The organism is Brevundimonas sp. NPDC090276, assembly GCF_044772165.1.
Lineage (GTDB): Bacteria > Pseudomonadota > Alphaproteobacteria > Caulobacterales > Caulobacteraceae > Brevundimonas.
This window is the reverse complement of the sequence record NZ_JBIVYK010000002.1, coordinates 180,828-193,566: the sequence shown is the minus strand read 5'-3', so window position 1 is coordinate 193,566 and position 12,739 is coordinate 180,828. Positions and strand designations below refer to the sequence as shown.

At 68.1% G+C, this 12,739-nt stretch carries 11 protein-coding genes; 7 read left to right on the top strand and 4 right to left on the bottom strand.

Features of this window, described 5'->3' with window-relative positions:
• Positions 1 to 133: 133 nt before the first annotated feature.
• Together recN and ACIQTU_RS06670 are read right to left on the bottom strand one after the other, a co-directional pair.
• Complete coding sequence (gene recN, locus ACIQTU_RS06675; protein ID WP_400544207.1) at positions 134 to 1,831, bottom strand: DNA repair protein RecN; 1,698 nt, start codon at positions 1,829 to 1,831, stop codon at positions 134 to 136.
• A gap of 87 nt (positions 1,832 to 1,918) precedes the next feature.
• A complete protein-coding gene (locus ACIQTU_RS06670) occupies positions 1,919 to 2,734 on the bottom strand; it encodes an outer membrane protein assembly factor BamD (RefSeq protein ID WP_400547047.1) in 816 nt (271 codons plus the stop codon).
• Between the two features lie 241 nt (positions 2,735 to 2,975).
• Between ACIQTU_RS06670 and ACIQTU_RS06665 the strand changes: the two genes are divergently transcribed.
• From ACIQTU_RS06665 to pth, 4 genes are all read left to right on the top strand, one after another.
• Complete coding sequence (locus ACIQTU_RS06665; protein WP_400544204.1) at positions 2,976 to 3,911, top strand: ribose-phosphate pyrophosphokinase; 936 nt, start codon at positions 2,976 to 2,978, stop codon at positions 3,909 to 3,911.
• A 108-nt stretch (positions 3,912 to 4,019) separates the two neighbouring features.
• A complete protein-coding gene (locus ACIQTU_RS06660; RefSeq protein WP_400544201.1) occupies positions 4,020 to 5,051 on the top strand; it encodes a hypothetical protein in 1,032 nt (343 codons plus the stop codon).
• A 148-nt stretch (positions 5,052 to 5,199) separates the two neighbouring features.
• Positions 5,200 to 5,805: a 50S ribosomal protein L25/general stress protein Ctc gene (locus tag ACIQTU_RS06655; RefSeq protein WP_400544198.1), complete on the top strand. Its 606-nt coding sequence runs from the start codon at positions 5,200 to 5,202 to the stop codon at positions 5,803 to 5,805.
• Positions 5,806 to 5,892: 87 nt separating this feature from the next.
• Positions 5,893 to 6,498: an aminoacyl-tRNA hydrolase gene (pth, locus tag ACIQTU_RS06650; RefSeq protein ID WP_400544195.1), complete on the top strand. Its 606-nt coding sequence runs from the start codon at positions 5,893 to 5,895 to the stop codon at positions 6,496 to 6,498.
• Between the two features lie 36 nt (positions 6,499 to 6,534).
• On the opposite strand, the gene ACIQTU_RS06645 is transcribed toward pth, so the two are convergent.
• Positions 6,535 to 8,139, bottom strand: a complete 1,605-nt coding sequence (locus ACIQTU_RS06645) for a DUF4139 domain-containing protein (protein WP_400544192.1) — start codon at positions 8,137 to 8,139, stop codon at positions 6,535 to 6,537.
• Positions 8,140 to 8,143: 4 nt separating this feature from the next.
• A complete protein-coding gene (locus ACIQTU_RS06640) occupies positions 8,144 to 9,553 on the bottom strand; it encodes a DUF4139 domain-containing protein (protein WP_400544189.1) in 1,410 nt (469 codons plus the stop codon).
• A gap of 117 nt (positions 9,554 to 9,670) precedes the next feature.
• Here ACIQTU_RS06640 and ACIQTU_RS06635 point away from each other — a divergent pair, with 117 nt between their 5' ends.
• From ACIQTU_RS06635 to ACIQTU_RS06625, 3 genes are all read left to right on the top strand, one after another.
• Positions 9,671 to 10,057, top strand: coding sequence for a hypothetical protein (locus ACIQTU_RS06635; protein WP_400544186.1), 387 nt, complete (start codon positions 9,671 to 9,673; stop codon positions 10,055 to 10,057).
• Between the two features lie 80 nt (positions 10,058 to 10,137).
• A complete protein-coding gene (locus tag ACIQTU_RS06630) occupies positions 10,138 to 12,201 on the top strand; it encodes a TonB-dependent receptor family protein (RefSeq protein WP_400544183.1) in 2,064 nt (687 codons plus the stop codon).
• A gap of 10 nt (positions 12,202 to 12,211) precedes the next feature.
• On the top strand, positions 12,212 to 12,691 hold the full coding sequence (locus tag ACIQTU_RS06625) for a copper chaperone PCu(A)C (protein WP_400544180.1): 480 nt from the start codon (positions 12,212 to 12,214) through the stop codon (positions 12,689 to 12,691).
• Positions 12,692 to 12,739: the final 48 nt, after the last annotated feature.

Genomic DNA, 12,739 nt, shown 5'->3' with positions numbered 1-12,739 from the left:
ATGTGGGATGTGAGCGCATCGACTACGATGACGCCCCAGCCTCTCAAATCGGCAAAATTCCAAAGGCGGCGCCGACACCCTCATCCATCATGCGCCGCATGACACCTTCTCCCTCAAGGGGAGAAGGACAACCTCAACCGATCAGCACCCGCGCCGCTGCCCGCGCCTCGTCCGTGATCTCGGCGCCGGACAGCATGCGGGCGATCTCTTCCTGACGGGGATGCGGTTCCAGGACGTCAATGGAGGTGCGGGTGTGGCCGTCCACGTCGCCCTTGCGGACCTTCCAGTGGGCGTGACCGCGCGAGGCGACCTGGGGGCTGTGGGTGACGACCAGGACCTGAGCCCCGTTCGACAGGCGTTGCAGGCGCCCGCCCACGGCCTCGGCTACGGCGCCGCCGACGCCCTGATCGACCTCGTCAAAGATCATGACCGGCTGTCGCTGGTCCTCGCGACTGGCCAGAGCCGCCTTCATGGCCAGAGCAAAGCGCGCCAGTTCGCCGCCTGAGGCCACCGTGTCCAGCGGACCGAAGGCCGTGCCGGCGTTGGTAGCGACCTCGAAACGGACCGTCTCGACGCCCAGAGGCCCGCGACGGTTCTCAATCGGATCCAGCGTCACGCGGAAGCGGGCGCGGTCCAGCTTGAGCGGGCCCAGCTCGGCCATGACGGCGGCGACCAGACGATCGCCGGCCGCCTCGCGCGCCGAGGTCAGCAGCATGGCGGCGACGTCATAGGCCTCGACCGCCACGGCCACATCCCTACGGGCATTGGTCAGGGCCTCGGCCCCGTCCTCGATCAGGCGCAGTTGCTCGCGCAGGCGCACCCGCAGCGCCGGCAGGGCGTCGACCGTAGTGTTCAGCTTGCGCGCGGCGGCGCGCAGGGCGAACAGCCGCTCCTCGGCCTTGTCCAGACGGCCCGGCTCAAAGTCGAAAGCGTCGGCGGCGGCGTCCACGGCGGCGACCGCCTCGGTCGCCTCGACCAGGGCGCGGTCCACCGCCTCGGCGGCCAGGGCCAGCTTGACGATGATGGGATTGTCGCCCTCGGCCCCCGCCTGAACGGCGCGCTGGCGGGCGTGTTCGACGGCGCGCAGGGCCGAGGCCAGGCGCTGGCTCAGCTTGTCGCCGCCCAGCAGGTTGCGAGCGTCGGCCAGATCCGCGACGGCCTTTTCCGAGGCGCCCAGAATGGCGCGCTCACCGGCCAGTTCAGTCTCTTCGTCGGGCTGAGGATCCAAGGCGTCAAGGTCAGCCAGGTTGAGCGCGATCTCCTCGGCCCTGGCGGCGGCTTCGGCGGCGGAGGCCTCAAGCTCGTCCAGTCGGCCCTGCACGGCCTTCAGCCGTTCAGCGGCGGCGGCGACGCCCGACAGCTGGGGCTGCAGGCCGCCGTAGTTGTCCAGAAGGGCGCGGTGGGTCTTCCAGTCCAGCAAACCGACAGTCTCGTGCTGACCGTGCACCTCGACCAGCAGTGCGCCGATCTCTCGCAAGGCTGTAACGCCCGCCGGCTGATCATTGACGTAGGCCCTGCTGCGGCCGTCGGCCGAGACAACGCGGCGCAGAATCAACTCCTCGCCCGGCGCCACCTCGAAGCCGCGCTCGGCCAGCAGGTCGATCAGGGCCTCGTCGTCGGGGGCGGTGAAGACGGCGGTGGCGACCGCCTGCTTGGCGCCGGAGCGCACCAGCCCGGCGTCGCCGCGCGCGCCCAGGGCAAGACCCAAAGCATCAAGAATGATGGACTTGCCGGCCCCGGTCTCGCCGGTCAGCACGGTCAGCCCCTCCCCGACCTCCAGGTCGAGGGCGTCGACGAGGACGACGTCACGGATCGAGAGTGTGGTCAGCATGGGCCAGCTTGATTCGACTTTACGGCCCACTGTAGCCGGAAACAGAAAGGGAACGCAGCGTCTTTCCGCATGCGCTCCCCTAAAGCATCAGGCCCCGCCAGGGATGATCCGCTGCAGCCAGCTTTCGCGCTTGGCCTCGGGCTGGACGTCCGGACGTTGGCCACGCTCGGTCAACAGAGCGTAGGCCTCGGCGTACCAGGGGCTGCCCGGGTAGTTGTGGCCCAGGACGGCCGCGTTACGGGTCGCCTCTTCGGTCAGACCCAGGCCCACATTGACCTCGACCAGACGGTACAGGGCCTCCGGCGTATGCGAGCTGCGCTGGAAGGCTTCGTTGTTGATCACGGCCTTGTAGCGGTTCAGGGCCGCCAGCGGCTGGTTGGCGCGCTGATAGAAGCGGCCCACGGCCATTTCCTTGCCGGCCAGTTGGTCGTTGACCATGTCGATCTTGACGCGGGCATCGGTGGCGTAGGCGGTGTTGGGATATCGGCGCACCACATCGCGCAGACCGACCAGGGCGGCCTCGGCGTAGGCCTGGTCGCGACCGACGTCGACAATCTGCTCGAAGTTGCAGATGGCGCGCATGTAGAAGGCATAGGCCGCCGACGGGTTGCCTGGGAACAGGGCGATGAAGCGGTCAGCCGCCGCGATCGCGTCCTGATAGTTGTTGTTCTGATAATAGGCGTAGACCTGCATCAGGATCGCGCGGCGCGACCATTCCGAATAGGGGTGCTGACGCTCCACTTCCTGGAAGTAGTCGATGGCGTCGATCCAGCGCTTGGACTGCAGGCGCTGATAGCCGGTGTTGTAGAGCGCTTCCACCGGGCGCTCTTCATAGGCCAGCTTCTGACGCGGCTTGGTTCCGGAACAGGCGGAAACCGTCAGAGCGGCGACGGCGACCGTCATCAGGGTCAGGCCGGAACGGAACTTCGAAGCGGGCAAGGGCGACCTCTTAAGATGCCTTGGCTGCAGCGCACCCCCGGTGCGCCGCTGTCGTTACGGCGATCTCTATAGCAGCGACAGCGACCATGCCAATGCAGCGAAATCCGTCATGACGGGTTGATGCGAGGCGATCCGCTGCTAAAGAGCGCGTCCAGAAACGTCTGCGCTCATTGGCGCAGCGATGACGGCAAAAGGATGACCGGTCATGAAGCTGCTCTCTGGCAATTCGAACCGGACTCTGTCCCAGGCCATTGGCTCCCATCTGGATATGCCGCTGACCAAGGCTCAGGTGAAACGATTCGCCGACAACGAGGTTTTCGCCGTCATCGAAGAGAACGTCCGCGGCGAGGACGTCTTCATCATCCAGTCGACCTCCTATCCGGCCAACGACAACCTGATGGAGCTGCTGATCATGACGGACGCCCTGGTGCGGGCGTCGGCGCGGCGCATCACGGCGGTCATGCCCTACTTCGGCTATGCGCGTCAGGACCGGAAGACCGGCGGGCGCACGCCCATCTCAGCCAAGCTGGTCGCCAACCTCATCACCCGCGCCGGCGCCGACCGCGTCCTGACGATGGATCTGCACGCCGGTCAGATCCAGGGCTTCTTCGACATTCCGACCGACAACCTGGTGGCCACGCCCGTCCTGGCCCAGGACATCAAGGACCACTATCCGCGCGGCGACGACTTGATGATCGTCTCGCCAGATGTCGGCGGCGTGGTGCGCGCCCGCTCGCTGGCCAAGCGGCTGGACGCCGATCTGGCCATCGTCGACAAGCGCCGCCCCAAGGCGGGCGAGAGCGAGGTCATGAACATCATCGGCGACGTCGAAGGCCGCCGCTGCATCCTGTTCGACGACATCGTCGATTCGGGCGGCACCCTGGTGAACGCCGCCCAGGCCCTGATCGACCGCGGCGCGACCGAGGTTTCGGCCTATATCAGCCATGGCGTCCTCTCGGGCCCAGCGGTCCAGCGCGTCACCAATGGCCCGCTGAAGGAACTGGTGATCACCGATTCCATCGAACAGCCTGACGAAGTTTTGAAGTGCGGAAAGATTCGCACGGTTTCCGTGGCCCCTCTGATCGGCGAAGCTATCCGCCGCATCGCCAACGAGGAATCGGTTTCGAAGCTGTTCGATTAACCTTCGAATAACCATTCCCTCAGCGATATAAGACGCTTCAGTTTCATGGGCGCACCCTGCCTTGGCTTCATGGGTGCGCCACGCGTTCGATTTGAGGGAAGTTCGCCGATGTCCCAGGCCTTCTTGCGCCGCGGCCTGTCCGTCGCGGCCATCGCCGCCGCCGCCATTCTGGCCAGTTGCTCGACGCCTGAGCCGGTAGCGCCTCCGCCCCCGCCCCCGCCGCCCCTGCCGGCAGTGAGCCTGAACGAGAGCGTGGCCCAGGCGGCCTCGGTCTATGTTTCGTTTGTGCGCGAGGTGGGCAGCATCCAGGCCGGCTTCCCGGACGCCGAATCCATTCAGGCCGCCATCCGCAAGGGCGCCGCCTCTGAGCCCGGCCAGCTGTCGCGCGGCATGATCGCCTATGGCTCCATCCTGGCCCTGCAGTCGCCCGAGTATGTCGCTGGCGTGCGCCAGTTCGCTTCGACGCCCGCCCTGCGGCAGGAAATGATCGCACGCATCATCGCCGACCCGGCCTATGCCGCCACCCTGCCCGGCGCCGATGCTGCGGCGGGCCTCATCTCCTCGACCATGGGCAAGGACATCGCCGCCCTGACCGCCATCGCTGAAGCGGTCGAAGGCGACGCCTATACGATCCAGGAACGACGCGATCCGCGTCGTCGCTGGGCGGTCCAGCCTGTGGCCGACCGCACGGGCCGCCTGGAAGGCGCCAAGACCCTGTCGGTGGCGCGTCTCCCCTCGGCTGAAGAAAGCGCCCGCCTGTTCGCCGCCGCCAACAGCGGCGCCGGCCTGAACCTGACCCCGGCGCAGCGCGGCGCACCGTTTACGCCCGCCATGGTCAACTCGCTGGCCCTGGCTGCCCTGGCCGCCCTGGGCGCCGCGGGCGACGACGCCAAGGCCAATACGGACGCACTGACGACCGAATCGAACAACGAGTTCTGCACGAACATGTCCAAGCTGATGCTGTTCCAGTGCCTGGCGGCGTCGCGCCCCAGCTATGAGGACATGTTCTGCACCGGGCGCCATATCGTGCGTGATCTGGCCACCTGCACGGCCCAGTACACAGGGCCGGCGCCGGTTCAAACGACGCCGACGGTGACCATCGCCGAGACCGCCCCCTCGCCGGGAAGCGGCATGAACTGACATACTGGCGGGCTGAAACCGACCGGGGCGGTTGCGTCCCCCCCCTGATCCGTGTAATAGCCCGCCCTCTTGAATTCGAGGGTTCATGACCCCGCCGCGCGGGCCCTTAAGTTGGCGCGGCGTTACTGTTGTTGTTGAGGCGAGCCCGATGGCCGAGATCATTCTGAACGTTGACGTCCGTGAAGGCGTGGGTACCGGCAGCGCACGTGCTGTCCGTCGCTCGGGCGCCGTGCCCGGCATCCTGTACGGCGGCGACAAGGCCCCCGTCGCCATCTCGGTGAACGAGAAGGACTTCCGCAAGTCGCTCTACACCGGCAAGCTGCTGGGCCACCTCGTGACCCTGAAGTACGGCGAAGAGACCCAGCCGGTCATCGCCAAGACCGTTGACTTCGACCCGGTCACCGACCGTCCGCTGCACTTCGACCTGATGCGCGTTGACGAAACCGCCCCGGTCAAGATCGAAATCCCGGTCCACTTCAAGAACGCCGACGAAGCGCCCTTCACCCGCGCCGGCGGCATGCTGGAAGTCGTCCGTCACACGGTCGAAATCCTGGTTCGCGCCGACCGCATCCCGGAAGAGCTGGTCGTCGATCTGAAGGGTCGCGAAATCGGCGACAACATCCGCATGTCGGACATCGCCCTGCCGGAAGGCGCCACGGCGACCATCACCGACCGCGACTTCATGATCGCCGCCATCAAGAACTCGGCTGCCTCGCAGTCCGACGCCGGCGACACGACGGCCGAGGCTGAATAAGCCTTCTTCCCCGTTGAAGATTTCAGCCCCGCCCGGTTCGCCGGCGCGGGGCTTTTCTTTGCCCGGAGCACAGGGCATGAGGTCCGCATGATCATCATCGCAGGGCTCGGCAATCCGGGCGCCAAATACGAGAAGAACCGCCACAACATCGGCTTCATGGCCGTGGACGAGATCGCGCGTCGCTGGCGCTTCGGCCCCGAGCGGGCGAAGTATCAGTCCATCATCAGCGAGGGCGAGATCGAGGGGACCAAGGTCCTCCTGATGAAGCCTCAGACCTATATGAACGAGAGCGGCCGGGCGGTCGGCGAGGCGGCGCGCTTCTACAAGATCAAGCCTAGCGAGATCATCGTCTTTCACGACGAGATCGACCTGGCACCCGGTCGCTTCCGTATGAAGACCGGCGGCGGCGCGGCGGGTCAGAACGGCGTTCGCAGCCTGATCAGCCACCTGGGCGCCGACTTCCGCCGCGCCCGCATGGGTATCGGCCACCCCGGCGAGCCCCAGTTGGTCCACGCCCACGTCCTGGGCGACTTCCACAAGGCCGACAAGCCCTGGCTGGACCCCATGTTGCAGGCCTGCGCCGACGCCCTGCCCTTCGCGGTGAAGGGCGACGACGAGCGCTATCAGGGTGAGGTCATGCGCCTGGCCCCCGCGCCCAAGTTCAGCCCCCGGCAGGCGGCGCGCGGGGAGTAGCGGCCTCCTTCTCTCATCAAGAGAGGGGGCCGCCGATCAATCCGTCGTCGTCCAGACCGCCTTCAAGGTCGCGGCGCCGTTGGCGGGCACGGTCAGGGTCCAGACCGGATAGCCGGTATCGTCGATACGACTGCGCACCGACTGGCTGCGGATACGGAAACCACGCGACATCGCCGCATCGGCGACCAGTTCGACCGTCACCGCCTCTGACCGCGCATTGGTGACAGTCGTCTCGACCTCGGAACGTTCCGTCGTCACCGCGCCGCGGGTGGAACGGCTCGACTTCACCAGCCGCGTCTGTACCCGCACGTCGGGAGCTTCGCCAAAGGTCAGCCGCACCGGCAGGCCCACGCCCTTGTCCTCGAAACGGTCCTGTCCGGCCAGCAGGACGCCGCCCGCCCCATCCGGCTGCATCACCGCCACCGAGCCGCCCGGCAGGGCCACGCCAAGACCTGCGGCTTCCTCATTCTTCAGTTTCAGGATGATCTCGGACGACCGCGATTCGTCGTCAGCGCTCAGTATGTTGACGCGATAGACGCGTTCATAGGCCACGCCCTCGCGCTCCAGGAAACGCACCTGCTTGGTCTGCCGCGCGGCCACCGTGGTCGGCTCCGGCAGGGTGTAGATCTTGTAGTCGCCCAGTTCGCCCTGACGAGCGATACGACTGCCAGTGACGACGACCTCCTCCATCACGGCCCGGGCCATGGCGGGCGGCGGCGGAGGTGCCGGCGGCGGCGGCGGCGGCACGACCGGAGGGCCGCTATACTCGGCGAACTCGCCCGAACCGAAGGTCGTTGTCCCCTGCGGCCAACACTGGTTCTGCTGATAGCGAACCATCGGCTCAACCGGCACGGTCCCCGCATCCTTCCGCAGCGTCCCGGCCACGACCTGCACCGGCGCGTCGGGGAAACCCGTGCCGCCGAAATTGGCCAGGGTCACCCAGCCGGTCAGGTCCAGCGTCCCGTCCGTCGGGTCCAGACGCGCCACATAGTCCGCCGACCACTGCAGTCCCGTCGCCAGATAGGCCAGGCTCACGGTATGGCGCCCGGCCCGCTCGGCCCGCGTCCGCACCGACAGCACCGGCTGGTCGCCCAGCCCCTCGGGCACGCGGTCGAAGATGACGCGCTCGGTCTGGCCCGAGCAGTCCAGGGCCTCGAAGCGGCCGTCGATCTCCAGCACCGTCCCTTGCGCGCCCGCGCGGATCACAGCGGCCTTTTCCACCTGTTCGCCGGTGGCGGGATTGGTGCGGACGACGCGCACAACCTCGCCCACCGACTTCTCCATCAGGCTGGCGGGCGACAGCAGGTCGAAGTCGGCGTTGCGCTCGACCACATGGGCGGGCAGCCCCTCCAGCACCGCGCTCTGCGGCACGACGCCGGTGGCCAGCCCCCGGAAGCGGATGATCCCCTCGCCCGCCGGCAGGTCGACCGTGCGCGTCTCGACGATCAGGGCCAGGCCCTCGCGGTCCAGCCGTCGCCACGGCTGGCGCGACTGCTCCATCAGTTGAACCGTATCGACCGGCTGGTCGCGATAGATGACCACGGTGGCCGTGTCCGGGCGCGCAGACACGCTTTCCGTCTGGGCCCAGGCGGCGGGCCCCAGAACGGTCAAGGCCGTGGTGATCGCCAGCAGGCGGCGCATGGGATCAGCCGCCCGTGGTGATGGTCGCGGTCAGCTTGGTCTCGCCGTTGGCCGGCACGGGCACGCGCCAGACCACGGTGCGGGCGTCGCGCATCTCGCCCTCGATGCTCTGATCCGTCAGCTCCGTGTCGCGGCCGAGACCACGCTGGCGCACCTCGACCGTCACCGGCTCGGGCCGGGCGTTGCGGACCGTGTATTCCATCGCGTAGCGGGTGCGGAAATAGTCGACCAGGCGCTTGGACGTGCGCTCCGACGAGACCAGACGCGGCTGCACCGTCACGTCAAAGGCATCGCCCGTCGTGACCACGATCTCGGACCCGGCGGGCGAGTGATCGACCTGATCCTCGCCGATGAAGCGCGGCTCGCCCGCCGCGTCCTTCACATAGACGCGCATGACCCCCGCCGGCAGGGCACGGGCGGCGCCGCCCGAACCGTTCGAAAAGATGACCCCGACCTCGGCCGCCACCGGCGCCTCGGCCGTGTAGAAACCGTCGAGGACGTTCAGATAGCGCTTGGTCGCCGGCACGCCCGCCGCGTCGATCAGGCCAACCTGCTTGGTCTGGTTGTTGGCGACGGTGACGGCTTCGGGCAGCGGGTAGACATAGACGTCGGCCAGCGCCCCCTGCCCGCCCGTCTGCGTGCCATTGCCGCGCTGGCCGGGCCGCACCACGCCGCGCGGATTGTAGCCTCCCTGATTAATCAGATTGACGTCGCCCGCCACCACCCGCGTCTGGGCGTTGGAGAACGTCGCGCCCGAGTTGTTGGTGATGGTGACCCAGCCGGTCAGGTCCAGCTTGCCCGCCTTCTCGTCGAAGCGGGCCACATAGTCCGCTTTCCACGACAGGCCGGTGGTCAGATAGCTGAGGGTGGTCTCGCGTCGGCCAGCCCCCTCGGCGTCCAGGGTGACGCTCAGGGTCGGACGCGGACGCAGATTTTCCGGCACCCGGTCAAAGATGACCCGCGTTGGCACGCCATCGTCGCGCAGCACCTCGATGCGGTTGCCGATCTGCAAGACCACGCCCTGATTCGCCGCCAGGACGCGGGCGCGCTCGGTCTCTTGCGCGCCTGAGCCGGGATTAGTGCGGACGATGCCGATGTCGCCGCCCACGGCGCTTTCCATCAACTTCCCGGGCGTCAGCAGGTCATAGTCGAAGTTCTGCTCGACCACCGACAGGCCGCGCCCCGACAGGCCGACCGTCTCGGGCCGGATGCTGGCGGATACGCCCGGAAACTCCTGACGCGAGCGCCCGGCGGGCACGTTCAGGTTCCGCACGTCCTCCACCAGGGCGATGTTCTGATTGTAGACGGTCAGGGAGACGCGGTCGGGACCGCCCGGCCCCTCCTCCACCTGTTGTGCGGCTGCGGGCGCGGCTAGCAGCATGGCGACGGCGAAGGGTCCGAGTGCGCGGATCATGGGTTCCCCCTGAGCTTGTCCGACAGCCACGCTGACACGGTGAAACCGCTGTTGTCGAGGGCGCGCGGCGTCGCGTCGCTATAGCTTCACATTACGGGAAGGTCTAAGCCCCGCCATGTGACCCGGTCCCAGAGTGAAAACTGGTCGATTGCGCGCTCGCTGGCCTTCCTGGCCGCGACGTTCGCCATCGTGATCGGAACCCTGCTGCCGTTCGCGGCTCTGGCGGCCTCGACGCCCGGCCAGCCCATCGTCATCTGCTCGGCGGAAGGGCCGCAGACGATCCAGATCGGCGGCGTCGACGGCCCGATCAGCAAGCACGTCGGGGCCAAGTGCGCGGCCTGCGTAATGCCCCTGCTGGCGGCTCTACCCGAACCGCCCGCGCCGACGCCCGCCCCGGCTGTCCGCATGGTCGAGCCGGTCGCCTATTCCGCCTTCCGCGTCAGCCCCCCGCCGCCGGCCCGCGCGCCCCCGCGCCCGCCGTCCACCGCGCCTCCACACGCCTGAAAACCAGAACCTCTGCCGCCTCGCGCGCGTCCGATGACGACGCCCGCGACCGCATCTCTGTATTCAGGATTTGACCTTCCATGTCTTTCAAGACCACCGCGGCGCCGTGCGCGCTGCTCATCGGCGCCTGCCTGGCGCCCGCCTTTGCTCATGCCTCCGAGGCTGACGGCCCCACCACCGTCGTCGACAGCATCATCGTCACCGGCCGCCGCAACGCCGAAGACCCCGTCGTCGTGGCCGAGGCGCGCGACCGCCTCAGCCGCACCCCCGGCGCCGTGGCCGTCGTCTCGGCCGAAAGCTACGCCGACCGCTTCGCCCAGGGCTTTTCCGACACCCTGAGGAACGTCCCCGGCGTCCTGGTCCAGAAACGCTATGGCGAGGAGAGCCGCCTCTCCATTCGCGGCTCGGGCATAGCCCAGGGCTTCCACCAGCGCGGCGTCCTGCTGGCCCAGGACGGCGTGCCCTTCGCCGACGCCGACGGCTTTTCCGACTTTCAGGGCGTGGACGCCCTGAGCGCCCGCTACATCGAGGTGTGGAAGGGCGCGAACACCCTGCGCTTCGGCGGGGCGCAACTGGGCGGGGCGATCAATCTGGTCACGCCGACCGGCCGCACGGCCCGGCGGGAGAACCTGTGGCAGCTGGAGGGCGGCAGTTTCGGCTCCGTGCGCGGCCACGCCGCCGTGGCCCGCACGCATGGCGACTGGGACGTCTACGCCGCCGTCACCGGGATGCAGAGCGACGGCTGGCGCGATCACAGCCAGCAGGCGCAGGGTCGCCTGACCGTCAACGCCGGGCGCTCCTTCGGCGAGGACCGCGAGGTTCGCCTGATCGCCCAGGCGGCGGACATCAAACAGGACATCCCCGGCGCCCTGACCCTGGATCAGGCGCTGAAGACCCCGCGCATGGCCTCGACATCGGCTCTGTCCGGCGATCAGGCCCGTGACCTGACGGTCAAGCGCCTGACCTTGCAGACCCGCTGGCGCTTCAACGAGGCCACCCTTTTCGAGGGCGCGCTCTGGGGCTGGGAGAAGTCCCTCTATCACCCGATCTTCCAGGTCATGGATCAGGACAGCGCCACGCGCGGCGCTTTCGGCCGCATCGACTGGACGGGTCAGGTGGCGGGCCTGCGCGCCGACGCCTTCTACGGCTTTTCGTGGCGCGACGGCGAGGTCGAGGCCCTGCGCTACGTCAACCTGAGCGGCCTGCGCGGCGCCAAGACGGCGGACGCCAGGCAGCAGGCCTCGGGTCTGGATGTCTTCGCCGAGGGGCGGCTGTTCGTCACCGACCGGTTGGCGCTGGTCGCGGGCGGGTCCTGGGGGCGGGCCACGCGCGACTATCAGGACCATCTGGCCCCGGCCAATGACGACAGCATCGACTACGACTGGTTCTCGCCGCGTCTGGGCCTGCTGTGGGAAGCCGAGAGCGGGGCTCAGGTCTTCGCCAACGTCACCCGCTCGGTCGAGCCTCCGACCTATGGCGCCCTGGTGCAGGCCCCGCTGACCGGCTTTACGCCTGTACAGGTTCAGGACGCCTGGACCGCCGAGATCGGCACGCGCGGACGGCACGGCGCCTTGGCCTGGGACGTGACGGCCTATCGCAGCGAAGTCGACGGCGAGATGCTGAACTTCATCGTCGGGCCTGACATTCCGGCCGCCACCTTCAACGCCGACAGTACCATCCACCAAGGCATCGAGGCCGGTCTGGACTGGCGCCTGCCCGTCGAACTGGCGGACGGCTCCCTGCTGCTGCGCCAGACCTACACCTGGAGCGACTTCCGCTTCGACGGCGACGCGCGCTGGGGCGACAACCGCCTGCCGGTCGTGCCCGAGCATCAATACCGGGCCGAGTTGAGCTGGCGGCATCCGTCGGGCGTCTTCGTCACCCCCTCGGTCGAGTGGCGGATCAGCCAGCCCTATGTCGACTACGCCAACACCATGAAGGCTCCCGACTACGCCCTGCTGGGCCTGACGGCGGGCTTCGACGTGCGTGACGGCCTCTCCGTCTATGTCGATGCGCGAAACCTGACCGACGAGCGTTACGTCGGCGAGTTCTCGGCCGTGACCGACGCCCGTACGGCGTCCACCGCCGTCTTCTTCCCCGGCGAAGGGCGATCCGTTTTCGTCGGCCTCCGACTGGCCTATTAAGGAACCCATGATGACCAGACACACCCTGATCCTGAGCGCCCTCGGCGTCCTGTCCCTCGCCGCCTGCGGCCAGCCCGCCGACAAGGCCGCTGAAACCGCCGCCGCGCCCGGAACCGTCACGGTCGCCGACGCCTGGTGCCGCCCGACGCCGAACGGCGCCAAGGTCGGCGGCTGCTACGTCACCCTGACCGCCGGCTCCGACGACCGCCTGCTCAGCGTCTCGACCGCCCTGGCCGAGAGCGCCCAGATCCATGAGATGAAGATGGAGAACGGCGTCATGAGCATGGGCGAGTTGAAGGACGGTCTGCCCCTGCCCGCCGGTCAGAAGGTCGAGCTGAAGCCGGGTTCGACCCACGTCATGCTGATGGGCCTGCGTGATCCTCTGGTCGATGGCGGCGTGGCGTCGTTCACCCTGACCTTCGAGAAGGCCCCGGCCATCGGGGTGCATGCGGCGATCAAGCAGCCGCCGGTGGTCGATTCCGAGGAGTAGTCGGACACGCATTCTTCCTCCCCGCGTCGTGGGGAGGAAGGACCGTTG